The following is a 22,586-nucleotide window of genomic DNA, read 5'->3' as shown; positions in this document are numbered from 1 at the left end:
CCGCACGACGGAAGGATGCGATCCGTCCGAGCATATGAGTCGGCCGCATGAGACGAGGCCCGCCCTGCTTGGAAGCCGACCGCGGCTGCTGTCATCGGGACAGCCCGCGCGCCGGCTGCCGCCCGCGGCGCTGCACGCCGGGCAGGCCGGTGGCCTTTCGGGGTGGCATGGGCTGTGCAAGCGGCCGGGGCTTCGGCGCCGACACCGGCTCGTCGAGGCCCTGCAGGGTCAGGGCTCTGCCCTGCGCTGATCTGGACCGCAAGCACCTTCCCTCCTCAGCACTTTCAAGAAGAGCACTCTCATGAGCGATCGCAAGCTGCGCCTCGGCGCCTTCATCATGGCCACCGGCCACCACATCGCCGCCTGGCGGCACCCCGGCTCCCGGATCGACGCAGGGGTCAATATCGACCACTACATCGAGCTCGCCAAGACCGCCGAGCGCGGGCTGTTCGACCAGGTCTTCGTGGCCGACAGCCCCGGCGTGGCGCGCCGCGGCCAGGCCGACGCCTTCAGCCGCCAGGGCCGCGTGTCCTATTTCGAGCCGGTCACGCTGTGGTCGGCGCTGGCGGCGGTCACGCAGCACATCGGCTTCGTCGCGACCGCCTCCACGACCTACGAGGAGCCCTTCCTGCTGGCGCGCAAGTTCGCCTCGCTGGACCACATCAGCAAGGGCCGCGCGGCCTGGAATGTCGTGACGACCGGCGCCGACGACGTGCACGGCAACTTCGGCCTCACCCAGCACCCCGACCCCGAGCTGCGTTATGAACGGGCCCACGAGTTCATCGACGTGGTCAAAGGCCTGTGGGACAGCTTCGAGGACGACGCCTTCATCCGCGACCCGGCCTCGGGCGTCTACTTCGACCCGGCCAAGCTGCACGCGATCAACCACCACGGCAAGCACTTCAAGGTCAGTGGCCCGCTGAACCTGGAGCGTTCCCCGCAAGGCCACCCGGTGATCGTGCAGGCCGGTTCGTCCGAGCCGGGGCGCGAACTGGCCGCTGCCACCGCAGAGGCCATCTTCACCGCCTGGACCAGCCTGGCCGAGGCGCAAGCCTTCTACCGCGACGTCAAGGGGCGGCTGGCGAAATACGGACGGCGGCCGGAACAGCTGCTGGTGCTGCCCGGCATCTCTCCGGTGATCGGGCGCACCCAGGCGGAGGCCGAGGCCAAGTGGGCGGAGCTGCAGCGTCTCATCCACCCTTCGGTCGGCCTCGGTACCCTGCGGGCGGTGTGGAAGGACGAGGACCTGAGCGGCTGGGATCTCGACGCACCGCCGCCCTACTACCCGGAGCCCGAGAAAGGCCGCAACAGCCGTCAGCACGTGGTGCTGCAACTGGCCCAGCGCGAGCGCTTCACGGTGCGCCAGCTCTACGAGTACCTGGCGGGCGCACGCGGCCACTGGGTGGTGGTGGGCACGCCGCAAACCATCGCCGACCGGATGCAGGAGTGGTTCGAGAACGATGCGGCCGACGGCTTCAATGTGATGCCTCCGGTGTTGCCACAGTCGCTCGACGAGTTCGTCGACCTGGTGGTGCCGGAACTGCAGCGCCGCGGCCTGTTCCGCACCCGCTATGAAGGCCGTACGCTGCGCGAGAACCTGGGGCTGGACCGGCCGGCGAACCGGTTCACGCTGCAGCGCGAAGCGAAGGCCGCGTGAGGGCAGCGGCCCCGCGGGACCGGCCTGCGGGGCTGGCTCAATGCGCCGCCATGCGGCTCCAGCCGAACTGAAGGTACTCGACGACCTCGCCTGCCGGAAGCCGGGCGGCGAGGTGCCGGCCGGTGGTCACGCGCCGCGGGCCGAACAGGATGCGCGCGCCGGCGGCCAGCAGGTCGCGCTGGATCGCGCGCAGGTCGCTGACGATCGCGATGGTGCGAATCTCGCGGTGCGCCGCCAGAGCCGCCGGCGGGCCACACAGCAGCAGGAAGCCCGAGGCCATCGCGGCCTCGAACTCGCCATGCGTGAAGCGCAGCAGGGGGCCGCGCGGACACAGCCGCGCGAAGGCAGGCAAGGCGGCGCCGATGTCGGGCACGAACAGCGGCGCATAGGTGCGCAGGATGGTCATGGCAGTGCGGTAGGTCAGGGCTGCTGAGGGGCCGCCGCGCATCGTGCGGCAGGCCGTGGCTCGGCCACCGGCTTGCAGCTCTCGTGCCAGCGGCCGCGCGGTGCGGCGCTCAGGCCACCGCGAACGCCCGCCGCTGGCCCAGCCACCAGGCTTCGAGCACCGGATCCAGGTAGACCGCATCTTCGATGAAGTGATCGCCGCCGGCGACCTCCGTGAACTGCGCGGAGCCGCCCTGGGCGTTGAGCGCGGCCACCGCCCGGCGCGCCTGCTCGGGCGCGGCGCGTTCGTCACGCTCGCCGTTGAAGGCCCAGACCGGCAGCTCGCGCAGCCGCTCGAATTCAGCCGGGCCGAAGTGCTCGGGCACCTTACCCGACACGGGCACGAAGCCGGCGAAACGGCCGGGATGCTCGGCGGCCAGTTCCCAGCCGGCGGCCGCGCCGAAGCTGAAACCGGTCAACACCACCCGGGCGGGGTCGATCGCGTAGGTGGACAGAAGGTGCTCGAGCAGCGCGAGCACCGCGTCGCGCCGCTCGCGCCAGTCGGTCTCGGCGGGGATCTGCGGCGCGGCGAAGTAGTAGGGCAGGCCGGAGCTGCGCTCGACCTGCTGCGGCAGGGGCCAGCGCAACAACAGCTTCAGCTCGGTGCCGGCGTCGCGTTTGCCGTGCAGGAAGAGGACCAGCGGCGCGGGGCTGACGGCGCCGGGCGAGGCGGCGCAAAACAGATAGGGCAGGCGGTCGGTGCCGGCTGCCAGAGTGAGGTGTTCAACGGGCATGAGCTCTCCATCAGGAAAAAAACGGGCGACTCGGCGGAGCCGCCTGAACGCGACTGTCTTTCGTGGGGGCGGAGCCGGCGGTCCCTCAGGCCCCCCGGGCCGCCACTCCGGGGTGCTTGAGCTTCTGGGCGACCACGGTGCCGTCGAAAAACGCCGGGTTGGCCTGGGTGTAGAACTTGTAGGGGTTGGCGAAGACATAGGACTCGAAGTCCGGCGCCGAGATCACGCCGTCCTCCACCAGGCGCCAGCTCTCGGCCAGCGCGTCGGTGAGGTCTGGCACGTCCCAGTGGCCCACGTCGGAGGAGTAGATCGCGTTGATCTTGACGCCCAGCGGGTTGGCCTTGTCGTTGAAGGCGGCGGCAATGGTGCGGTCGTCCGATTCCGAGCCGAAGAAGAAACTGTCGACCCAGCGCTCGCGGATGTCCTCGGGCGTCTCGATGCCGGCGGCCGCGAAGTCCTCCAGCTCAGCGCCGAGCGGCTGGCGGGCGTCGCTGGCATAGCCGGCGCCCAGCGTGTCGCGCACCAGCTGCTCTGCTTCCAGCTCACGGCCTTTGGTGAGCGAGGCGCCATGACGGCGGAACAGCTCCAGTAGCAGCGCGCGGTCGAGCTCGGCCGGGTCGTAGTTTTTCAGGCCGGCCAGGCTGCGCTTCTCGAAGCGGTCGATCAGGTGGATGTAGACGTTGGCGCCCCAGGCCGCTCCGCCTTCCAGCATGGCGACCCGCAGCTGCGGGAAGCGCCGCGTCACGCCGCCGAAAAAGAGCGACTTGGCGAAGGCCTCCGAGCCGTCGGCGAAATGGCCGATGTGGTTGTTCATGTAGTTGCTGATGGAGGAGCGGCCGGTCCAGCCCTGGCTGCCGTAGTGGGTGGTGACCGGCACGCCGAGCTCGACCACCCTGGCCCAGAAGGGGTCGTAGTCGTATTCGCTGTCGAGCCCGTAGAAGTCGATGTAGGAGGCGTACTTCGCGAGCTCGGGATGGTCCTTGGGCGGGTACTTGTCGGCGATCGCCTGGATGGGCCGCTTGACGCCGCCGGAGATGTTGATGACCTTCAGGCCCAGCGTGTTGATCGCGAAGTCCAGCTCCTCGATGCCTTCCTCGGGCGTGTACAGCGGGATGCCGGCCACCGGCGTGAGCCGGTCGCTGTACTTGCGGTAGAGGTCGGCGTGGTAGTGGTTCACCGCGCGATGCAGCGGGCGGCGCACGTCCGGGTCCTTCGCCGCCAGTGGCGCGAGCACGTTGTTCGGGAACAGCACGGAGTAGTCCGAGCCCTGTTCCTCCTGGCGCTCGTAGAGCAGCTCGGGCAGGTGGTAGGTCGCGACGTCGAGCGTGTTGCGTGTCACGCGTGCCCACCACGGCGAGCGGATGGTGCGGTGGTGCTGCCGCTCCTCGGGCGTCTGCGCATACCAGTCCTTGCCGCTGCTGTTCTCGGCATTGCGGCGTCGCGAAGCGGTGGCCTTACGCAGCTCGTCGACAAGCCGGGGGCCGCCGTACTGGGCGACGTACTCCTCCAGGGCGGGCGCGTAGTCGTTGGTATGGACGTCGGTGTCGATCACCGGGTAGTGGAGGTTCTGCTTGACGGCGACGGAGGGCGAGGCACGCAGGCGGCTGAGACGGTCGTTCATGGGAGTCCTTCTGCTGGATGGTCGAGGGCGACAGGGGGCGTCGCGGGCCACAAGCTGCAGGCTTTGTGCCAGTGCCCGAAAGGACCTGGGGCTGCCTTGAGCTTCGAACCCAGCAGGCAGGCGACGCCGGCTGCCCTCTACGCAGCACGCCGGCTGCTCGAACCCAGCAGCGGCGTTCTTCAACCCGCCCGAAAGGGCTGGCACAGCTCCTGCGAAGAGGGCAGGCACCGCGGTTCCTCCGCGAGCAACGATGCATCAGGGAGGACGGGTGGCCGCAGCTCGGCATGGGGTCTGCGGCCACCCACTACACCTCACGCGATGAGCGCAAGACAGGACAGAGCGATGAAGCGAGTCAGGGCGTGCAGCGCGACAAGGGCCGCTGCCGCGGGACTGCTGGCCGTGGCGGCCTCCGCCAGCCAGGCGGTCGATCCCGCCACCGAACAACTCCGGAAGGAGGTCCAGGCACTGAGGGAGGAGCTGCAAGCACTGAAGGCCCAGCTCGCGGGCAAGGTCACGGCCGCCGCCGCGCGCGCGACGCCGCCCGGGGACGAAGCGGCGGTGCCGGGCGAGGCCGATACGGGCGCGCAGGCGGCCACCAAGGCCGACGTCGAAGGCCTGCGCTCCGACCTTGAGAACTACAAGTACGAGTCGCAGCGCAACCGCGAGACCAAGACCGCGCTGACCACCCGCGGCACCCGGCTGGGCGGCTCGGTGCAGGCGCGCTTCACCCACCAGGATCCGGGCGTCGCAAGCGGATCGACCGCCGCGGCGACCCGGCGCCACAGCAGCTTCGACATCTCGCAGGCGACCGTCAACCTCTCGGGCAGCCTCTACCGCGACTATGCCGAGGGCCGTGACCTCGACTACCGCGCGGCCTTCGCGTATGCGGCCAACACGCCGGCCAACAACAACAGCCAGTTCAACCTCACCGATGCCTACCTGCAGTACAGCCCGGTGCCGACGAAGGCCGGGCTCGAGGCGGCGCAGCTGACGCTGCGGCTGGGGCAGCAGCAGATCCCGTTCGGCCTGGAGGCCCAGGTCGGCGAGGAGCTGCGGCCGGTGATCCAGTCGGCCCAGTTCCTCTCGACGCTGGGCGTCGGGACCCGGCAGATCGGCCTGATCCTGCGCGGCGACCTCGAGCCCTATGTCGACTACGGCTTCAACTACCGCGCCCCCTTGCTGGAGTACGCGCTCGGCATCGTCAACGGCAGCGGCCCGAACAAGTCCGACGACAACGGCGACAAGGACTATCTGGCCCGCCTGGCCTTCACCTTGCCGGTGGACTACTACAGCCTGCTGCGCGAGCTCAAGGTGGGGACGTCCTACTACCAGGGCAGGCGCAACCTCACCCGCACCGTGGCCGGCGCGACCAGCACGGCGGCGACCGGCGACAGCACCCGCGCCGGCTTCGACATCTACTACAACCATGCCCCCTTCGGCGTAACCTACGAATACGCCGAGGGGCGCGACGAGGTCCTGGTCGGCAGCAGCGGGACCGGGCTGGACACCGTCAAGAGCCGCGGCCAGTACCTGACGCTCTTCTACACCTGGGGCGAGCAATGGGTGCGTGGCTGGCGCGGCCAGGCCAAGTACGACGACTGGTGGCCCAAGTCCTACCAGGCCTTCGTCCGCCACGACCTGTGGGACCCCGACCGGGCGGTGGCACGCAACTCGATCGCGATCTCGACCCTGGGCCTGAACGTCTTTTTTGCCGAGACGACCAAGTTCCAGGTCAACCTGAGCCGCACCGGCTACCAGGATCCGGCGCTCGATGACAGCGATGCCGTGCTGCTGCAGTTCCAGTACGGCTTCTGACCCCTTTTCCGTTTCCCAGGACTTTCCACATGACACGACGCAGCCTTCTCGTACGCATTGCCGGCGCCGCCTTCTCGCTGGTCGCCGTGCAGCTCGCCGCCCCGGCCCACGCGCAGGACCGGCCCGCCCTGATCCGCATCGCCTACTCGGGCGCCGGCACCGGCGGCCGGCCGCTGGCCGGCGGCAACATCCTCGCGACCGCCCACCAGCGCGGCACGCTGGAGGAGGAGTTCCGGGCCGACGGCATCCGCATCCAGTGGACCTTCTTTCCCGGGGCGGGTCCCGCCACCAACGAGTCCGCGGCCAACGGCCTGGTGGACTTCGCCCACCACGGCGACCTGCCGCTGATCGTCGGCAAGTCGAGCGGGCTGCAGCGCAAGGTCATCCTGGCGCTGGGCCGCTTCGGCAACACCTACTTCGTGGTGCCCTCGGACTCGCCGGCGAAGACGCTGGCCGACCTCAAGGGCAAGCGCATTGCTGTCAACAAGGGGACCGCGGGCCAGCTCACGCTCAACCGCCTGTTCGAGCGCCACGGCTTCTCGGAGAAGGACTTCCGTGTCATCAGCATGGACGCCGAAACGGCCAAGGCCTCGCTCGCCACCCGCGACATCGACGGCTATGTCACGACCCCCTTCGACCTGCAGGCACGCGGCATCGCCAAGCCGCTGTTCGAGATCCAGCGCGATCCCAAGGTCACCAGCGTGACCAGCTTCTGGGTCTCCGAGGCGTTCGAGAAGCAGTACCCGCAGATCGTGCAGCGTGTCGTGAACGCGCTGGTGAAGACGGCGGTGTGGGCCTCGGACGAGAAGAACCGCGACCCCCAGTTCAAGCTGTGGGCTCAGGCCGGCTCCACGCCCTACGGCGACTATGTCAAGACCTGGGAGGGCTACAGCCTGAAGGAGCGCAACTCGCCCTTGCTCGACGAGTACTACTTTGCGTCGCTGCGCAAGGCGGTCGAGGAGGCCAGGCGCTTCCGCCTGATCCGCCGCGACGTGCCGCTGGAGGGCTGGATCGAGCCCAAGTACGTGAACCAGGCGCTCAAGGACCTGCAGCTCGAAGCGCATTGGCCGGAGTTCGATGCCGAGGGTCAGGTCAAGCGCGACGCTGCCAAGGTGGCGGGCCAGTGAGGCGAGGCGCAGGCGCCTTGCTGCCCGCGGCCTTGCTGGGCCTGTGGCACCTCGCGGTGCAGCGGGCCTGGCTGCCGCCGCAGATCCTGCCGCCACCCGGGCTGGTCTGGCAATCGCTCCACGAGCTGTGGAGCTCGGGCGAGCTGGGGGAGCACCTGCGCATCAGCCTGGGCCGGGTCGGCTGGAGCCTGCTGATCGGCGGCGGAGCGGGACTGTTGCTGGGCGTGGCCATGGGCCTCCTGGATTCGTTCAGGGCCTACGTGCAGCCGAGCTTCGAGATGGTGGCGCAGTTCCCGGTGGTCGGGTGGGTGCCGCTGCTGATCCTCTTCGTCGGCATCGACGAGCCCTTGAAGGTTGTCGCCATCTCGATCGCCGTGGCGGTGCCGGTGGCGGTGAACAGCGACCGGGGCATCCGGCAGATTCCCCGGGCCTGGCTCGAAGTGGCTCGGGTGTACCGCTTCAGCCTGCCCCAGGTGCTGGGCCGGGTGGTGCTGCCGGCGGCCACGCCCAGCCTGTTCAACGGGCTGCGGCAGGGCGTGATGCAGGCCTGGCTCTCGCTGGTGTTCGTCGAGCTGCTGGCTTCCAGCGAGGGCATCGGCTTTCTCATGGTCTGGGGCCGGCAGCTGATGCAGCTCGACCTGGTGATCGTCGCGATGGTGGCGATCGGCATGGTGGGCGTGCTGCTCGACACAGGGCTGCGCTGCATCGAAGCGCGCTTGCAAACCTGGCGCCGCACGGCGTATTGAAGGAGCCATCGTGAAGTTCTGCATCGGTCAAGCCGGCGCGGCGCGTCCCCGCGACTGGCGCGGCCTGGCCTTGCCGGCCGTGTTCGTCGTGCTGTGGGGCTGTGCGACGACCTGGCAATGGGTCGATACCCGTCTGATTCCCTCGCCGCAGGACGTGCTGAGGACGGCATGGCGCGCGCTCCGGCAGCCGGACTTCCTGCTCGGCGTGCTGGCCAGCCTGTGGCGCGACCTGGCGGGTTTCGCCTGCGGCGCCTCGGCAGGGCTGGCCCTGGGCACCCTGATGGGCGTCTCGCGATGGGCCGAGCGTATCGTCGGCCCCACCTTCCATACCCTCAAGCAGATCTCGCTGTTCGCCTGGCTGCCGCTGATCGCGAGCTGCCTGGGTTCGGGCGACGCGGCCAAGATCCTGTTCATCGCCTTGTCGGCCTTCTACCCGGTCGCACTGGGCAGCTTCGAAGGCGTGCGCAGCGTCAGCCCGGCCCAGTTCGACGTCGCGCGGGTGCATGCCTTCACGCCGCGGCAGCGGCTCACGCAGCTGGTGCTGCCGGCGGCGGCGCCGCAGATCCTCACGAGAGTGCAACTCGGCCTGGTGTATGCCTGGCTCGCGACCATCGGCGCCGAGTTCCTGCTCGCGAAGCAGGGCGTGGGCCTGGGCGACACCGTGATTCGCGGCCGTGCCGCCTTCGACGTGGCGTTGGTGATCTTCGGCATGGGGGTCATCGGCGCGATCGGCGCGACCTTCAGCCGGCTCGCCGCCCGGCTCGAAGCCCGCGCCTTGCGCTGGCAGGGGCGCACGCCGTGAGCTGCCTGCCGTTTCCCCTCGGCAAGACCGCGCCCGCCTTCACCACATCCTGACCACGGAGCCTGTGATGCCCCCGACTTCCACACTGGCCTTCAGGGAGAGGCTTGCGCCGCCCGTCATCGATCCCGACATCCGGCGCAAGGCCCCTGGCACGCCCGCGGCGTTGCCACCGCCGGCATGGCACGGCCCGCTGACACGGCTGCTGCTGGCCTGGCCGTTTCCGCTCGCCGTGCTGGTGCTGTGGCAGGTGGCGGCGAGCCACGAACTGGTCCCGGTGCAGATCCTGCCGCCGCCCGCCGCGGTGGCGGCGACCTTCCTCGATCTGTACCAGCAGGGGGAGCTGCAGATGCACGCCTCGATCAGCCTGCAGCGGGTCGTCTGCGGCTTTGCGCTCGGCGGCGGGCTGGGGCTGGTGCTGGGGACCGTGATGGGCCTGTCCAACACCGCGAAGGAGGTCCTCTACCCCAGCTTCAAGGTGTTCGCGCAGGTGCCTTCGCTCGGCTGGCTGCCCTTGCTGATGCTGCTGGTGGGCATCGACGAGGCGCTCAAGATCATCCTGATCTCCAAGGCCGCCTTCGTGCCGATCACGATGAACACCTTCCAGGGCATACGCAACGTCCCGCCGGCCTTCATCGAGGTGGCGCGCGTGTACCGCTTCTCGGGGTGGCAGCTGGTGCGCAAGGTGGTGTTCCCGGCCGCCTTCCCGCCGATCTGGAGCGGGGTGCGCTACGGGCTCACCCATGCCTGGCTCGCGCTGGTGGGCGTGGAGCTGCTCGCCTCGTCCGAGGGGGTGGGCTACCTCATCGTCTACGGCCGACAGCTCTACCAGCTCGACGTGGTGCTTGCCGCCGTGGTGGTGGTCGGGGGCGTCGGTTTTGTGCTCGACAAGCTGCTCGCGCTGGTCGAGACCCGGTTGCTGCGCTGGCGCCGGGACAGTTTCTGAAAGGACGGCAGATGACTCTCGAACTGTTCGCGCCGGCCGCGGCGTATTCCGCCCCGAAGGGCACGGGCCCTGCCGCCGCGCCGCGCCGGCGGGCGGCAGCGGCAACGCTGCGCACGATCCTGCGCGGCGCGGCCCTGCCCGCCCTCGGCCTCGCGCTGTGGTGGGCGGCGTATCGCTTCCGCTGGACCGACTCGCAGCTGTTCGTGCCGCTGAGCCAGGTGTGGGAGACCGGTCTGCGGCTGTCCGCCAACGGTGTGCTCTGGGAAGCGCTGGGGGCCAGCCTGCGGCGCCAGACCAGCGGTTTCCTGCTCGGCTCGACGGCGGGCCTGGTGTTCGGCACGGCGCTCGGCCTGTCGCGGTGGTTCGACCGGCTGGTCGGACCGAGCTTCCACACCATCAAGCAGGTCTCGCTGCTGGCCTGGATCCCGCTGATCTCGGTCTGGTTCGGCCTGGGCGACGCCGCCAAGGTGGCCTTCCTGTCGCTGGCCGCCTTCTTCCCAGTGGTGCTGAACACCTTCGAAGGCATACGCAGCGTGCCGCGCGAGCTGACCGAGGTGGCGCGCGTGTTCGCCTTCAGCCGCTGGCAGCTGATCCGCCGCGTGGTGCTGCCGGGCGCGCTGCCGTCCATCTTCACCGGCATCTACCTCGCGCTGCTGTACTCCTGGCTGGCGACCTTGGGCGCCGAGTACCTGCTGACCTCGGGGCAGGGCATTGGCAACCTGCTGGTGGACGGCCGCGAGCATTTCTGGATGGACCAGGTGCTGCTGGGCGTGGTGGTGGTCGGCGCGGTCGGCTTCCTGCTGAATCTCGGCGCCGCGGCGATGGAGTCCCGGCTGCTGCGCTGGCGCGGCCCGGCCCGGACCTGAGCTCTGGAACATTGGACAAAGGACACTGACATGGCAGATGCAGGAACCCTGGAGATCCGCGATCTCCACAAGCAGTACGACGTGAAGGGCCAGCCGCTCAAGGTGCTGGAAGACATCTCGCTGTCGATCCGGGCCGGCGAGTTCGTTTCGATCGTCGGCTCCAGCGGCTGCGGCAAGTCGACCTTGCTGCGGCTGGTGATCGGCCTGGAGGACGACTACCGCGGCGAGATCCAGCTCGACGGCCGGCGTGTGGTGGGAACCAGCCTGGAACGCGGCATCGTGTTCCAGGAGCACCGGCTGTTCCCCTGGCTCACGGTCGAACAGAACGTCGGCCTGGGTCTGCTGAACGCGAAGGGCGACCAGGCCGGCAAACGGCGCAGCGTGCAGGAGCACATCGAGCTGGTGGGACTGAAGGGTTTCGAGACTGCCTATCCCTACCAGCTTTCGGGCGGTATGTCGCAGCGGGTCGCGATCGCGCGGGCACTGGTGAACCGCCCCCAGGTGCTGCTGCTGGACGAGCCCTTCGGCGCGCTGGACGCGCTGACCCGAACCTACCTCCAGCAGGAGCTGCAGCGCATCTGGGCGCAGGAGGGCATCACAATGATCCTCGTCACGCACGACGTCGAGGAGGCGGTCTACCTCGGGGACCGCGTGGTGGTGATGCAGCCCCGGCCCGGGCGCATCAAGCGTATCGTCGACCTGTCCTCGCTGCCGCGCCCGCGCGACCGCAGCAGCGTCGCCTTCGCGACCCTCAAGGAGGACGTGCTCGGAGAGTTCGCGCAGGAGCCCCGCCGCGAGCCGGTGAAGCCGGCCGCCGCGACGCCGGGCGGGCCGCTGCGCGACTGGACCTTCGCGTGGTGAGCGCCGCCTCCACGGCCGGCGCCGACGCCGGTTTCCAACGCGCTTGCGGCACCCCGGCGCTGCCGTCCACGCCGCTGCGCTTCATCCTCTACTTCGTCGCCCGCTACCGGTGGTGCTACCTGGCCATGCTCCTGCTCGAGACCGCCAACGCGTCCTGCGGGATCCTGGTTCCCTATGCCGTCAACCGCATCATCAAGGGTGTGGTCGGCGCGCAGGGGCAGTCGATGGGGCTGGTGGAGGCGCTGCAGACGCCGTTGCTGCTGTTCGTCGGCTTTTGCCTCGGCGAGCTGGTGTTCGGCCGCGCCGCCGGCGCCATCCAGATCCGCCTCGGGCCGCGCCAGCGCCAGAACGTGACGCGCCAGCTCTACCACTACCTGCAGCACCATTCGCACGGCTACCTCGCCAACAACTTTGCCGGTGCGCTGGCCCACCGGATCAGCGAGACCTCGATGGGCGTGACGCAGACGCTGTGGTCCCTGATCACCGAGTTCTGGCCCATCGCGATCGTCATCGGGGTGTCGGTGGTGCTGCTGTTCCACGCCCATCCCCAGCTCGGCGGCTTCGCCGCACTGTGGGCGGCCGGCTTCGTCGGGCTGTCCTATGTACTGGCGAGGCGCTGCCAGCCGCACGCCCACCGCGCCTCGGCCGCCCGCAGCGAGACCACCGGCACGGTGGTCGACTCGGTCGCCAACCTGACGAGCGCGAAGTTGTTCGCCCGACTGGGCTTCGAGCGTGAGCACCTCGACGGGGTGCTGCGCCAGGAGCTGAAGGCGGTGCGGCGCTCCAACGGCTACTCCGAGCGGGTGCGCTGGTTCCAGTTCTCCTCCGCCGCGGCGCTGAAGATCGGTGTCTTGTGGTTCGCGCTGCAGCTGTGGGGCCGCGGGCTGATCGGCGTCGGCGACTTCGTGATGGCGGTCAGCCTGTGCCTGCTGATCATCAACGAGGCGCGCAACCTGAGCCGGCGTTTCCTGGAGTTCTTCGAGTATGTCGGCAACGTCTCCAACGGCGTGTCGACCATCGTGCGGCCCCATGAGCTGGTGGACCGCCCCCAGGCTCCGCCGCTGCAGGTCCGGCAGGGCCGCGTCGAGCTGCGCGGCGTCGATTTCGGCTATGCGGCCGGGCACCCGGTGTTCCGGCGGCTCGACGTCACCATCCCGGCGGGCCAGAGCGTTGGCCTGGTCGGGCTGTCGGGCTCCGGCAAGTCCACCTTCGTCAGCCTCCTCCTGCGGCTCTACGACCCGCAGGGCGGCGCCGTGCTGATCGACGGACAGGACATCCGCTCGACCACCCAGGCGTCGCTGCATGCGCAGCTGAGCCTGATCCCGCAGGACCCGACGCTGTTCCACCGCTCGCTGATGGAAAACATCCGCTACGGGCGGCCGGAGGCCAGCGACGCCGAAGTCGTCGAGGCGGCCCGGCTGGCTTCTGCGCACGACTTCATCGCCCGCATTCCGGAGGGCTACCAGTCCATGGTGGGCGAGCGCGGCGTGAAGCTGTCCGGCGGGCAGCGCCAACGCATCGCGATCGCCCGGGTGATTCTCAAGGACGCGCCCATCGTGATCCTCGACGAAGCCACCTCCAGCCTGGACTCCATCACCGAGAAGGCGATCCAGGACACGCTGGAGCGGGTGATGCACGGCAAGACCGTGATCGTGGTCGCACACCGGCTGTCGACCATCGCCCACCTCGACCGCATCCTGGTGTTCCACCAGGGGGAGATCGTCGAGGACGGGAGCCACGAGGAGCTGCTGGCGCGGCGCGGCGCCTTTTATGCGCTGTGGAGCAAGCAGGCCGAGGGTTTCCTGCCCGAGGCCGAGGGCCGGCCCGGCCCGGCAGCGGAGCCCGCGGCTGGTCCGGGCGTGATGACGACCGGCCCGGCCTCCGGGTTGGCACCGCGGCCGGAGCTGCCCGAACCGGTCCTGCCGGAAGACGACGAGCCGCAGGGGCGGCACGCGCCGCCCGACATTGCCCTGGCCTGAAGCCGCCCGCGGGCCTTCAGTGACTGAAGGCCCGCTCGACGGGTTCGTCGGCCGCGTCCGCGAACTCGGCGGCCTCGCCCGGGTCGCGCAGCAGGCCGTGGCGCTTGAGCAGCGTGCGCAGCGTGTTGCGGGTGATGCCCAGCAGGCGCGCGGTCTGCACCTGGTTGTCGCGGCAGTGGCGGAAGGCACGGCGCACGAGTGTCGATTCCAGGGTCTGGAACAGCTGCGGATGGCCGGCGGCGAGCAGCGCATCGAGCGCGCCGACGAGGTCGTCGAGTGCATCCTTCTCGTCCGGCTCGTCGTCCTCCGGCGGTGCGGCGGCCCCGTGCTCCGGCAGACCGGTCGCGCGAGCGGGTGGCAGCACCACCGACACGGCGGAGCGGGCCGGCGCGAAGCGGAAGTCGGAGGCGCGCAGCAGGCCGTTGCGGCAGACGATCAGCGCGTAGTGCACGACGTTTTCGAGCTCGCGGATGTTGCCTGGCCAGCCGTAGCCCAGCAGGGCCGCTTCGGCTTCCGGCGTGATGACCACCGATTCCAGCCCCAGCTTGCCGCTGTACAGGCCGATGAAGTGGCGCGCCAGCGGCAGGATGTCGCCCAGGCGCTCGCGCAACGGCGGCAGCTGCACCGTGGCGACGCTGAGCCGGTAGTAGAGATCGGCCCGGAAACGCTGGGCCGCCACCGCCTCGCGCAGGTCGACGTTGGTGGCCGCCACCAGCCGCACGTCCAGCGAGGTGGCGCGGCGCGAGCCGAGCCGCACCACCTGTCGCTCCTGCAGCACGCGCAGCAGCTTGACCTGCAGCGCCAGCGGCAGGTCGCCGATCTCGTCGAGAAACAGGGTGCCGCCGTTGGCGGCCTCGAACCAGCCGGCGCGGGCCTGGGAGGCCCCGGTGAAGGCGCCCGATTCGTGGCCGAACAACTCCGCGTCGATCAGCGTGTCGCTGAAGGCGCCGCAGTTCACGGCGACGAAGGGGCCCTTGCGCCCGCTCTGGGTGTGGATGTGGCGGGCGATCAGCTCCTTGCCGGTGCCGGTCTCGCCGATCACCAGCACGGTGGCCTCGCTCTGGGCCACCCGCTCGACATGGTCGAGCAGGACCAGGGAGCGCGGGTCATGGAAGAGCAGGGCCTTGGCTCGGATGGACAGCGCCATGGCGCCGGGGTCGGGGAAGGTCAGCAGCTTGTCCACGTCAGCGGGTTCCGGTCGGGCGGAAGTCGAGGAAGGCCCAACCATAGAGTCGCGCTCCCCGACGGCCAACGCATGATTTCGTCTTTGTTTATGCGCCGGGCGCATCCGCAGGGCCGGGCGGGCAGGGCCGCCCCGCGCTGCTCAAAAGGAAAAGGGCCTGCACGACGCCGGTCATGCAGGCCCTTCAGACCTCGCCCTGGGGCTGCCGGGTGGCAGCCACCGGGTGGTTTACTGCTTCAGCATCACAGGTTCTTGACCCAGGGTCACCAGGCTGCCGGAGATGCTGGACTCTTCACCCGCCAGGTTGCGGACCTTCGTGACGCCCCAGGCGCTCGGCACCGCCACCACCGTGCCTTGCGAGATGGACCAGGCGATCACGTAGTTTTCGGTGCCGCGGTTGACACGGAAGACATACACCTTGTTGTCGATCTGGTAGGCGTCGACCAGGCGGGCGCCCTTGATCCACTTGATCGCCTCGGCGTAGGCCAGGGCCGCCGTGGTCGGCGTCTTCCAGTCGGTTTCCACCATGCGCGAGCCGGTCGCTTCGGTCTGGCGCTCCCAGAAGTAGTAGTTGAAGTTGCTGATGCCCTTGCCCCACATCATCATCAGGGCCCGTGCGTTCACGCCGCGCTTCTGCACGTAGGAAGAATCCCAGGTCGAGCAGTCGTGTTTGGTGCGATCGCAGATGTAGCTGCCCTCGGTGTTCCAGAGTTGTTTGTCCTGGACGCCATGGTTGCGCATCACCTCGCGGGCATTCTGGATCTGCGAACCCAGCGCTTCCGGGTCGGAGTGGTAGTAGAAGTGCCAGCCGATGTGGTCGACATACTGAGCCCCGCCCAGTTGCAGGAAGCGGTCCAGGAAGCTGTAGCCCTGGTCCACCCCCACGCCCGGCGACAACAGCTTGGCGGTCGGGTCGGCGGCCTTGATCTCCTCGTTCGCGATGCGGGCCATCTCGACCATCTTTTCCATCGAGCCCTTGTAGGTGCCCCAGAAATCCGGCTCGTTCCACAGCTCGTAGTACTTGATCTTGCCCGCGTAGCGGCGCGCGATGGTGCGCACATAGTCGCGCCAGTCGTTCATGTCGGCCGGGTGCATGTTGGCGCCAGGACCGTACATGCCGTTGGAGGTCGGGTCGCTGGAGGCCCACTGCGGGGTTTGGCCCATGGTGTAGAGGATCTGGCCACCGTTGCGGATGATGTAGTTCACATACATTTCCATGCGGTAGCCGTTGCCGGTGGTCCAGTCCCAGACGTTGTTGGCCTTCTCCAGGTCACGCCAGTTGGTGCCGGTGTTCCACATGCGCACGATGCCCTGACCCAGCATCGGCCAGTTGTGGTGCACACCCAGCTTGTTCACGTGCACGCCGAACAGGGTGTCGGGCGCCGTGGTCGTGGTGCTGTACGGGGCCATCTCGTTGTAGTCGACTTCGGAGATGGTCATGTTGTCGACCCAGAAGTTGGCACCCGGGGTCTTGGAGATGACACGCACGGAACCGAGCACGTCACCCAGGTAGGTGCCCTGGATCTCGATCTTCTGCCAGGTGGTGTCGACGCTGACGGTCTTGGAGCCGGCCGCGTCCCACGGGTGGGCGTCGCGGCGGATCATCAGTTCGACCGAAGCGGCTTGATCCGAGCGCACGTAGAGGCTGGTGCGGTAGGTGCGGCCCTTCTTGAAGGCGTAGGGGTAGACCAGGTGCGCGTCACCGCCGCCCTTCGTGAGCATGCGGAAGCGCTGCGAGGACGCACCGGCGTAGACGTAGCCGGCACGGGTTTCACGCGAGACCTCGTAGGTGGCGATCGGGGTGCCCCAGTAGTTCACCTTCCAGCCCGGCGCGGTCAGCGCGTAGCTGCCTTCGAAGTCGGACGTCGCCACCGGGGTCACGGTGACCGAGGCGCCGCCCTGCGCCGGCAGCACGATGGCGCTGGACGAGGTGAGTCCGGTCGACGGCACTTCGGTGACGGTCAGGTCGTCAACGTAGACGTTGGCGCCCAGCGTCTTGGAGATGACGCGCACCGAGCCCGGCTCGCTCCAGCGGAAGCTGCCTTCGAATTCGACCTTGGTCCAGGTGCTGGTCAGTGCGACCGTCTTGGTGCCGGCGATGTTCCACGGCGCGATGTCACGGCGCAGCATCACTTCGACGCTGGCGGCGTTGTCGGTGCGCAGGTAGGCGGTGACGCGGTAGGTCTTGCCGTTGCCGAAGGCATAGGGCCGGATCAGGTGTGCGTCAGCGCCGGTGGCGCGTTGGCTGACCTTGAAACGCTGAGAAGACGCGCCCGAGCGGAAAAAGCCGGCGCGGGTTTCGCGGGCGACTTCGTACTGCGCGCCACCCCAGGCGTTGACGGTCCAGCCCGGCGCGGTGCGGGTGTAGCTGCCTTCGAAGCCATCGCTCAGGACAGAGGTGTCGGTGCTCGTCACCGACATCGTGCCTTCCGTCGCTGTCGTTTGCACCTGGGGCGGCACCGTTTCTTCGACGACCGGCGCATCGGTCTCAAGGGCTTGCAGGTCGCCGGCGGCTTCAGCCGTCGACATCACCGTGTCTTCCACGGAGGCGGGGTCCGACGACATGTCGTCTTGCTGCGAACTGGAACCACCGCCGCATGCAGCCAGCAGAACCACGCTCAAGGAAACGGCCCAACGATAGACGCTCGAGTTCATTTTTGTTTCGTATGTGATGACTAAACAAGCAAACAAGGTCCAAGCCGCGCTGTAGGCGGGGCAGAAAAGACTTGTTTGGACAGGGGGAGCGGGCGCGCGAAAGAGGGGTACCGACCAGGTCGGTGTGACGTCCGAGCGGACGTTGCCTCGTTCTTCCCGCTGGGTGTTGTCAGGCAGGGGGAGCCTGAGCGTCTTTCACCGGTGCGTTGCCCACTTAAACGGCCCTGAAAGGAGGGACTTGACCGTCCGAGATGCAACTGAATTGCTGTGAATGTGACAGAAAGTGTCTTTGATCAACGGGACCGGGGCCGCTCGAGCTGAGGCGCCGGCACGCGCCCTCCCTGCAGCGTCACCAGGTCGAGCCCGAGCGAGCGCCTGCAGTGCCGCGAGCCGAGCGGCTCACCCGTAGGGCGAGGGATCGGGAGCCCGCTGCTCCAGCGCGTAGCGCCCGATGTCGCGCAGCTTGTAGTCCACTGGGTCGTGCAGGGTGTGCACCCGGGCGTTGCGCCAGAAGCGATCCAGCCCCTGGGCGGCCGAGGTGGAGCGGGCGCCGGTCAGCTCGAACATCTGCGAGCTGACCTCGATGGCCGCCCGGTGCGCCAGCACCTTGGCTTCCGCGACCGCGATGGCCGCTTCGCCGCGCTCGGCCGGCGTCAGCACCTCGCCCCGGTCCAGCGCGGCCTGCACCGCCAGCACTGCCGCATCGGCGGCGAGCTCCGCCGGCCGGACCAGCAGGCGCAGTTCGCCGACCCGGTGCTGCACATAGGGATCGTCGCCCGCGCGCGCGGCGCCGCTGGCGAACCACGGGCGCGCCGCAGCGAGGATGACATGGCGTGCCGTGTCGAAGGCCCCCCGGGCAATGCCGAGGTAGAGGTGGGTCAGGACCAGCTGGGCCAGCTGCGACCGCAGCGTCGCACGTGGCGTCTGGGGCCGCCCCGGAGGCAGCAGCACGTCGGCGTGCGGCAGAAAAACGGCCTCGAAACGCACGCTGCCGCTGTCGGTTTGCCGCTGGCCGAAGCTGTCCCAGTCGGGCTGCACGCTGATGCCCGGGTGCTGCGTCGGCACGATGCCGATCAGCAGCGCCGGCCCTCCGGGAGCGTCACCCGCATCGACGTGGGCTGACAGGGTCAGCCGGTCCGAGCCGACCGATCCCGACGCATAGCTTTTCACGCCGTCCAGGCGCCAGCCGCCTTCGACCGGGACGGCCGCCAGCCGGGTGTCGAGCGGATTGAGGGCATTGCCCCAGAAGAGCTCCTGGGTGACGGTCTCCTCCAGCAGCCGCGCCTGCTGCTGGGAGCTGCCGTAAAGCAACACCGTGGCAAGCTGCAGATGGTGGAAGGCATAGACGTGGGCCAGCGCGCTGTCCACCTCGGCGAGGCGGCGCACGCTGCGAAACACCGTCGGCCAGTCGGCACCCAGGCCGCCGAAACGATGCGGCACGCTCAGGCGCAGCAGGCCGCTCGCGCGGATCAGACGGCGCTCGGCGGCCGCGTGGCCGCCGGCCCGGTCGCGCGAGACGGCCGTCTCGCCGAGCGCCTCGGCCAGGCGTTCGGTGGCCTCGTCGACATCGAAGCCGGGTGCATGCCTGGGCGGCGGCGAGGCCGCAGGCGCGAGTTGCGCCAGGGAAACCAGCGGGCTCTGCATGGGGGGCCCGTCAGCGCGAGCGGCCCGGGCCGGCGCCGATCTGCCAGACATAGGGCGGCTCGGTGCCGTTGATGCGCCAGTCGCCGACGATGCGCGCCTTGTAGATCAGCGGGTTGTGCGATGCCACCGTGCGGGCGTTGCGCCAATGGCGGTCCAGCTGCTTGGCGCTGCTCGCCGCGGAGGCGCCGAGGGTATTGAAGAGCTCCGTGGCGGCGCGCAGGATGAGTTCGGAAATGACCACCTGGCCTTGCGCGGACTCGATCTCCGCGGCGATATTGGCCTGGCGCTCGGCCTCGACGTCGTCCTGGAAGCGCGCCTCGTAGGCGCGCTGCGCCGGCAGCGTGGCGCGCAGGGCGGTCGCTTCGGCGGCATACACCCAGGCCGAGATGTTGCCCACCACCTGCTGCACCTGCACGTCCTCGCTCACATGCCTGGCGTTGCCGGTGCTGAAGATGCGCTGGCGCTGACGCACCTCGTGCGCCGCGTCGCGCTCGACGGCGCGCCCGATGCCGGCAAGCGTCGCCAGGTGGAAGAGCTGGTAGAAGGCGGTCTGGTACTTGAAGCGCGAGGCGAAGGGAAAGATGTTCTCGGGCTCGACCACCGCGTCCTCGTAGACCGAGGTGCCGCTGCCGGTGGTGCGCTGGCCGAAGCCGTCCCAGTCGTCCAGCTGCGTCACCCCCTTCTGGCGGGTGCTGACGGCGGCGATGACGTCGGCGTTGTCGTCGGCCCGACGTGCGTAGAGATCGACCCAGTCGGCGAAGATGCTGCCGGTGCTGTAGTACTTGCGGCCGTTGACGACCCACTGGCCGTTCTTCTGCGAGACCTTCGTGATGACGTCGCCGAGGGCGACCGCGCCGACCTCGGTCCAGGCGTTGCCCACCAGCTCGCCGTTCACGAAACGCCGGAACCAGACCTCGCGCTGCGGCCCGGGCGAGGCATTGAGCCGGTCTTCGACGAAGGCGAAGTGCCCGCGCAGTGCCTGCGGCAGGTTGGAGTCGGCCTCGGCCAGCTCGATCAGCAGCTGGAACAACTGCGGCAGCGAGGCCCCGGCGCCGCCGTGCTCGCGCGGCACACGCACGGCGCCGAAGCCGGCCTCTTTGAGCCAGCCGATCGCTTCATGGGGCAGCGTGCGGGTGCGTTCACGCTCCAGCGCGCCGGCGGCGATGCGTTCGAAGAGGGGGCGGAAACGCCCGGCCAGGGTGTCGTAGTCGGTGCCCGTGGACAGGGCCTGGGAGGGGGTGCTCATTGGGGACTCCGGGGTGGAAAGAGGGCGGCACCGGCGGCGGGCCGGAAGTCGCGCACACGATGGGCGTCGATGAAGGGGCGGCGCTGGCTGTCGTGGCCGCCCAGGTAGAAGTGCTGGATGTCGTCGCGCTGGCTTAGGGCCTCAGCCGGCCCGTGCAGTGCAACCCGGCCGTCCTCCAGCACATAGGCGTGATGGGCATGCTGCAGCGCGATCAGCGCGTTCTGTTCGGCCAGCAGGACGCTGAGGCCGTCGCGCCGGTTGAGCTCGCCAACACCCTCGTAGATCTCCTGCACGACCCGGGGCGCCAGCCCCATCGAGGGCTCGTCGAGCAGCACCAGGCGCGGCTGGGCCATCAAGGCGCGCCCGATCGCCACCATCTGCTGCTCGCCTCCGGAGAGGTAGCCGGCCTGGCTGCGGCGGCGCTCCTTCAAGCGCGGGAAACGCGCGTAGATGCGCTCCAGCGCCGCCGCCAGCTCACCGCGGCGTGGGCGCCGCACGAAACTGCCGAGCACCAGGTTCTGCTCCACCGAGAGGTGGGCGAAACAGCGCCGGCCTTCGAGCACCTGCGCGACGCCGCGCTCGACCAGGCGGTGCGGCGGCAGGCGGTCGATCGCCTCGCCGTCGAAGCGGATGCTGCCGGCGACCACCTCGCCGCGCTCGGCGCCGAGCAGGCGCGAAGCGGCCTTCAGGGTGGTGGTCTTGCCGGCGCCATTGGCGCCGAGCAGCGCGACGATGGCGCCGGCCGGCACGTCCAGCGTCACGCCGCTCAAGGCGACGATGACACCTTCGTACCGCACGTGCACGTCGCGCAGCGCGAGCAGGGCCGGAACGGACGGGTTCGAAGCGGCGCTCATCGCGGCAGCCTCAGCGGGACGCGACTGCGGGGTCCTTGCTGCAGTCCCGCACCGGCAGGCCCTTTTCCTGCGCGTATTTGGTCGCGGACGCCTCGATGATGGGGCGCAGCAGGGCCCGGTCGGCCTGGATCCAGTCGCTCACCAGGGTCCACTTCTGGCCGTTCCATTGCTGGAAACGCACGGCGCCGCCGCCCTCGTGGTCGGCGCAGCTCAGCGTGAGCTTCTGCACCAGGCCGGTGGCGCCCAGCTCCTTCAGGCGCGTGTCGTCGATGCGGAGGTTCTCGAAACCCCAGCGCACCTCTTCGCCGGTCAGCGCGCGCTTGCCGAACTTCGCCTGCGCGACGCGCAAGGCCTCGACGTTGAGGATGCCGTTGACGACACCCAGGTTGTAGTAGACGTTGCCGAAACGCTTGGGGTCGGCGAGGTTGCCCTTGCCGGCATCGACCACGTACTTCTTGAGGTCCTTGAGCACCGGGAACCCGGTGCCAGAGGGGTGCGTGGTGATCGAGAGGTAGCCCTTGGCGGCGTCTCCCGCTGGCGCGGCGTCGTCCTCGGAGTTGCTCCAGATGTTGCCGATCACGTGGTCCGCCGGGAAGCCGACCTTCTGCGCGTTTTTCAGCGCCACCGGGTTCATCACGCCCCAGCCACGCAGGATCACCCAGTCGGGCTTCTCGCGGCGGATCGTGAGCCACTGCGATTGCTGCTCGTTGCCGGGGTGGGGCACCTCGACGTGCAGGATCTTGAAGCCGTACTTCTTCGCCAGGATGTCCAGCACCGGGATGGTCTCCTTGCCGTAGGGCGAGCCGTGGTACAGCGTGACGATCTTCTTGCCCTTGAGTTTCTCCAGCCCGCCGCTCTTCTGGCCGATGTAGTTGACGATGGCCGAGACCTCGCTGTAGGGGTTCAGCTGCAGCGGGAAGGCGTAGGGGAAGACGCGGCCGTCGGTCGAGTCGGTGCGGCCGTGGTTGATGGTGATCAGGGGCAGCTTGTCCGCGGTGGAGCGCTCCAGCGTTGCATAGGCGATGCCGACCGACAGCGGGTTGGTGGCCGCCGCCGGGGCGCCGTTGAGGCCTTTCTTCAGGCGCTCGTAGCATTCGACGCCTTTCTCGACCACGTACTCGGTCTCGCACTCGCTCCAGCTCAGCTTGACCCCGTTGACGCCGCCGTCACGCAGGTTGACGAGCTGCAGGTAATCGATGAAGCCGCCGAAGAAACCGGTGCCGCCGGCGGCGTAAGGGCCGACCCGGTAGCTTTGCAGCGGAAAGTACTGCTGTTCGGACTGCGCCTGGGCAGCCTGCATCGGCGTGGCGAGGACGGCGGCGGCGACGAGCGCCAGCGCGAGTGCTTGGAAGTTGTGGGTCATGCTCTCTCTCCTGTGTCGAAAAAAATCGGGCAAGGCGGCGCCTTCC

The 22,586-nt window shown here is 69.1% G+C and carries 18 protein-coding genes; 9 read left to right on the top strand and 9 right to left on the bottom strand.

What is annotated here, in order from left to right; translation table 11 throughout:
• Window positions 1-301: 301 nt before the first annotated feature.
• Entirely contained in the window at window positions 302-1,657 is a 1,356-nt protein-coding gene (locus tag OOT46_RS20300) for an LLM class flavin-dependent oxidoreductase (protein ID WP_265405447.1), read from the top strand.
• Between the two features lie 37 nt (window positions 1,658-1,694).
• Here the strand turns inward: OOT46_RS20300 and OOT46_RS20295 are convergent, their stop codons facing one another.
• From OOT46_RS20295 to OOT46_RS20285, 3 genes are all read right to left on the bottom strand, one after another.
• Window positions 1,695-2,063: a hypothetical protein gene (locus OOT46_RS20295; protein ID WP_265405446.1), complete on the bottom strand. Its 369-nt coding sequence runs from the start codon at window positions 2,061-2,063 to the stop codon at window positions 1,695-1,697.
• Between the two features lie 109 nt (window positions 2,064-2,172).
• Window positions 2,173-2,835, bottom strand: a complete 663-nt coding sequence (locus tag OOT46_RS20290; RefSeq protein WP_265405445.1) for a dienelactone hydrolase family protein — start codon at window positions 2,833-2,835, stop codon at window positions 2,173-2,175.
• 85 nt (window positions 2,836-2,920) lie between these two features.
• Window positions 2,921-4,456 carry an amidohydrolase family protein gene (locus OOT46_RS20285; protein WP_265405444.1) on the bottom strand — a complete coding sequence of 512 codons (1,536 nt, stop codon included), beginning with the start codon at window positions 4,454-4,456 and terminating at the stop codon, window positions 2,921-2,923.
• Between the two features lie 342 nt (window positions 4,457-4,798).
• Here OOT46_RS20285 and OOT46_RS20280 point away from each other — a divergent pair, with 342 nt between their 5' ends.
• The 8 genes from OOT46_RS20280 (at window position 4,799) to OOT46_RS20245 (ending at window position 13,595) form a co-directional block, all read left to right on the top strand.
• On the top strand, window positions 4,799-6,271 hold the full coding sequence (locus tag OOT46_RS20280; protein WP_265405443.1) for a hypothetical protein: 1,473 nt from the start codon (window positions 4,799-4,801) through the stop codon (window positions 6,269-6,271).
• A 29-nt stretch (window positions 6,272-6,300) separates the two neighbouring features.
• Window positions 6,301-7,398 (top strand): ABC transporter substrate-binding protein, encoded by a 1,098-nt coding sequence (locus OOT46_RS20275; protein ID WP_265405442.1) that lies wholly within the window; start codon window positions 6,301-6,303, stop codon window positions 7,396-7,398.
• On the top strand, window positions 7,395-8,144 hold the full coding sequence (locus tag OOT46_RS20270) for an ABC transporter permease (protein WP_265405441.1): 750 nt from the start codon (window positions 7,395-7,397) through the stop codon (window positions 8,142-8,144). Before OOT46_RS20275 ends, OOT46_RS20270 begins: the two co-directional genes overlap by 4 nt.
• A gap of 10 nt (window positions 8,145-8,154) precedes the next feature.
• Window positions 8,155-8,946 carry an ABC transporter permease gene (locus OOT46_RS20265; RefSeq protein ID WP_265405440.1) on the top strand — a complete coding sequence of 264 codons (792 nt, stop codon included), beginning with the start codon at window positions 8,155-8,157 and terminating at the stop codon, window positions 8,944-8,946.
• A 67-nt stretch (window positions 8,947-9,013) separates the two neighbouring features.
• Window positions 9,014-9,889 (top strand): ABC transporter permease, encoded by an 876-nt coding sequence (locus OOT46_RS20260; protein WP_265405439.1) that lies wholly within the window; start codon window positions 9,014-9,016, stop codon window positions 9,887-9,889.
• An 11-nt stretch (window positions 9,890-9,900) separates the two neighbouring features.
• Entirely contained in the window at window positions 9,901-10,755 is an 855-nt protein-coding gene (locus OOT46_RS20255; protein ID WP_265405438.1) for an ABC transporter permease, read from the top strand.
• A 30-nt stretch (window positions 10,756-10,785) separates the two neighbouring features.
• The gene (locus OOT46_RS20250; protein ID WP_265405437.1) at window positions 10,786-11,616 is read left to right on the top strand and encodes an ABC transporter ATP-binding protein; all 831 of its coding nucleotides are present in this window, start codon (window positions 10,786-10,788) and stop codon (window positions 11,614-11,616) included.
• Window positions 11,613-13,595, top strand: a complete 1,983-nt coding sequence (locus OOT46_RS20245; protein WP_265405436.1) for an ABC transporter ATP-binding protein — start codon at window positions 11,613-11,615, stop codon at window positions 13,593-13,595. The genes OOT46_RS20250 and OOT46_RS20245 overlap by 4 nt, the downstream gene beginning before the upstream one ends.
• Before the next feature lie 16 nt (window positions 13,596-13,611).
• On the opposite strand, the gene OOT46_RS20240 is transcribed toward OOT46_RS20245, so the two are convergent.
• The 6 genes from OOT46_RS20240 to OOT46_RS20215 form a co-directional block, all read right to left on the bottom strand.
• The gene (locus OOT46_RS20240; RefSeq protein WP_265405435.1) at window positions 13,612-14,778 is read right to left on the bottom strand and encodes a sigma-54 interaction domain-containing protein; all 1,167 of its coding nucleotides are present in this window, start codon (window positions 14,776-14,778) and stop codon (window positions 13,612-13,614) included.
• Between the two features lie 228 nt (window positions 14,779-15,006).
• Complete coding sequence (locus tag OOT46_RS20235) at window positions 15,007-17,343, bottom strand: hypothetical protein (RefSeq protein ID WP_265405434.1); 2,337 nt, start codon at window positions 17,341-17,343, stop codon at window positions 15,007-15,009.
• 489 nt (window positions 17,344-17,832) lie between these two features.
• Complete coding sequence (locus OOT46_RS20230) at window positions 17,833-19,077, bottom strand: acyl-CoA dehydrogenase family protein (RefSeq protein ID WP_265405433.1); 1,245 nt, start codon at window positions 19,075-19,077, stop codon at window positions 17,833-17,835.
• A 10-nt stretch (window positions 19,078-19,087) separates the two neighbouring features.
• Entirely contained in the window at window positions 19,088-20,323 is a 1,236-nt protein-coding gene (locus tag OOT46_RS20225; protein ID WP_265405432.1) for an acyl-CoA dehydrogenase family protein, read from the bottom strand.
• Window positions 20,320-21,177 carry an ABC transporter ATP-binding protein gene (locus OOT46_RS20220; protein WP_265405431.1) on the bottom strand — a complete coding sequence of 286 codons (858 nt, stop codon included), beginning with the start codon at window positions 21,175-21,177 and terminating at the stop codon, window positions 20,320-20,322. Before OOT46_RS20220 ends, OOT46_RS20225 begins: the two co-directional genes overlap by 4 nt.
• Window positions 21,178-21,187: 10 nt before the next feature.
• Window positions 21,188-22,540: an ABC transporter substrate-binding protein gene (locus tag OOT46_RS20215; RefSeq protein WP_416136232.1), complete on the bottom strand. Its 1,353-nt coding sequence runs from the start codon at window positions 22,538-22,540 to the stop codon at window positions 21,188-21,190.
• Window positions 22,541-22,586: the final 46 nt, after the last annotated feature.

It is taken from the genome of Aquabacterium sp. A7-Y (genome assembly GCF_026153205.1).
Classification (GTDB): Bacteria; Pseudomonadota; Gammaproteobacteria; order Burkholderiales; family Burkholderiaceae_C; genus Caldimonas.
The sequence above is the reverse complement of the archived record's forward strand: the minus strand, read 5'-3'. Positions and strand labels throughout refer to the sequence as shown.

What these genes read in the sequence shown, in the direction of transcription:
- OOT46_RS20300 (WP_265405447.1), top strand. Translation starts at nt 302, where the DNA reads ATGAGCGATCGCAAGCTGCGCCTCGGCGCCTTCATCATGGCCACCGGC.
- OOT46_RS20295 (WP_265405446.1), bottom strand. Translation starts at nt 2,063, where the DNA reads ATGACCATCCTGCGCACCTATGCGCCGCTGTTCGTGCCCGACATCGGC.
- OOT46_RS20290 (WP_265405445.1), bottom strand. Translation starts at nt 2,835, where the DNA reads ATGCCCGTTGAACACCTCACTCTGGCAGCCGGCACCGACCGCCTGCCC.
- OOT46_RS20285 (WP_265405444.1), bottom strand. Translation starts at nt 4,456, where the DNA reads ATGAACGACCGTCTCAGCCGCCTGCGTGCCTCGCCCTCCGTCGCCGTC.
- OOT46_RS20280 (WP_265405443.1), top strand. Translation starts at nt 4,799, where the DNA reads ATGAAGCGAGTCAGGGCGTGCAGCGCGACAAGGGCCGCTGCCGCGGGA.
- OOT46_RS20275 (WP_265405442.1), top strand. Translation starts at nt 6,301, where the DNA reads ATGACACGACGCAGCCTTCTCGTACGCATTGCCGGCGCCGCCTTCTCG.
- OOT46_RS20260 (WP_265405439.1), top strand. Translation starts at nt 9,014, where the DNA reads ATGCCCCCGACTTCCACACTGGCCTTCAGGGAGAGGCTTGCGCCGCCC.
- OOT46_RS20255 (WP_265405438.1), top strand. Translation starts at nt 9,901, where the DNA reads ATGACTCTCGAACTGTTCGCGCCGGCCGCGGCGTATTCCGCCCCGAAG.
- OOT46_RS20250 (WP_265405437.1), top strand. Translation starts at nt 10,786, where the DNA reads ATGGCAGATGCAGGAACCCTGGAGATCCGCGATCTCCACAAGCAGTAC.
- OOT46_RS20235 (WP_265405434.1), bottom strand. Translation starts at nt 17,343, where the DNA reads ATGTCGTCGGACCCCGCCTCCGTGGAAGACACGGTGATGTCGACGGCT.
- OOT46_RS20230 (WP_265405433.1), bottom strand. Translation starts at nt 19,077, where the DNA reads ATGCAGAGCCCGCTGGTTTCCCTGGCGCAACTCGCGCCTGCGGCCTCG.
- OOT46_RS20225 (WP_265405432.1), bottom strand. Translation starts at nt 20,323, where the DNA reads ATGAGCACCCCCTCCCAGGCCCTGTCCACGGGCACCGACTACGACACC.
- OOT46_RS20220 (WP_265405431.1), bottom strand. Translation starts at nt 21,177, where the DNA reads ATGAGCGCCGCTTCGAACCCGTCCGTTCCGGCCCTGCTCGCGCTGCGC.
- OOT46_RS20215 (WP_416136232.1), bottom strand. Translation starts at nt 22,540, where the DNA reads ATGACCCACAACTTCCAAGCACTCGCGCTGGCGCTCGTCGCCGCCGCC.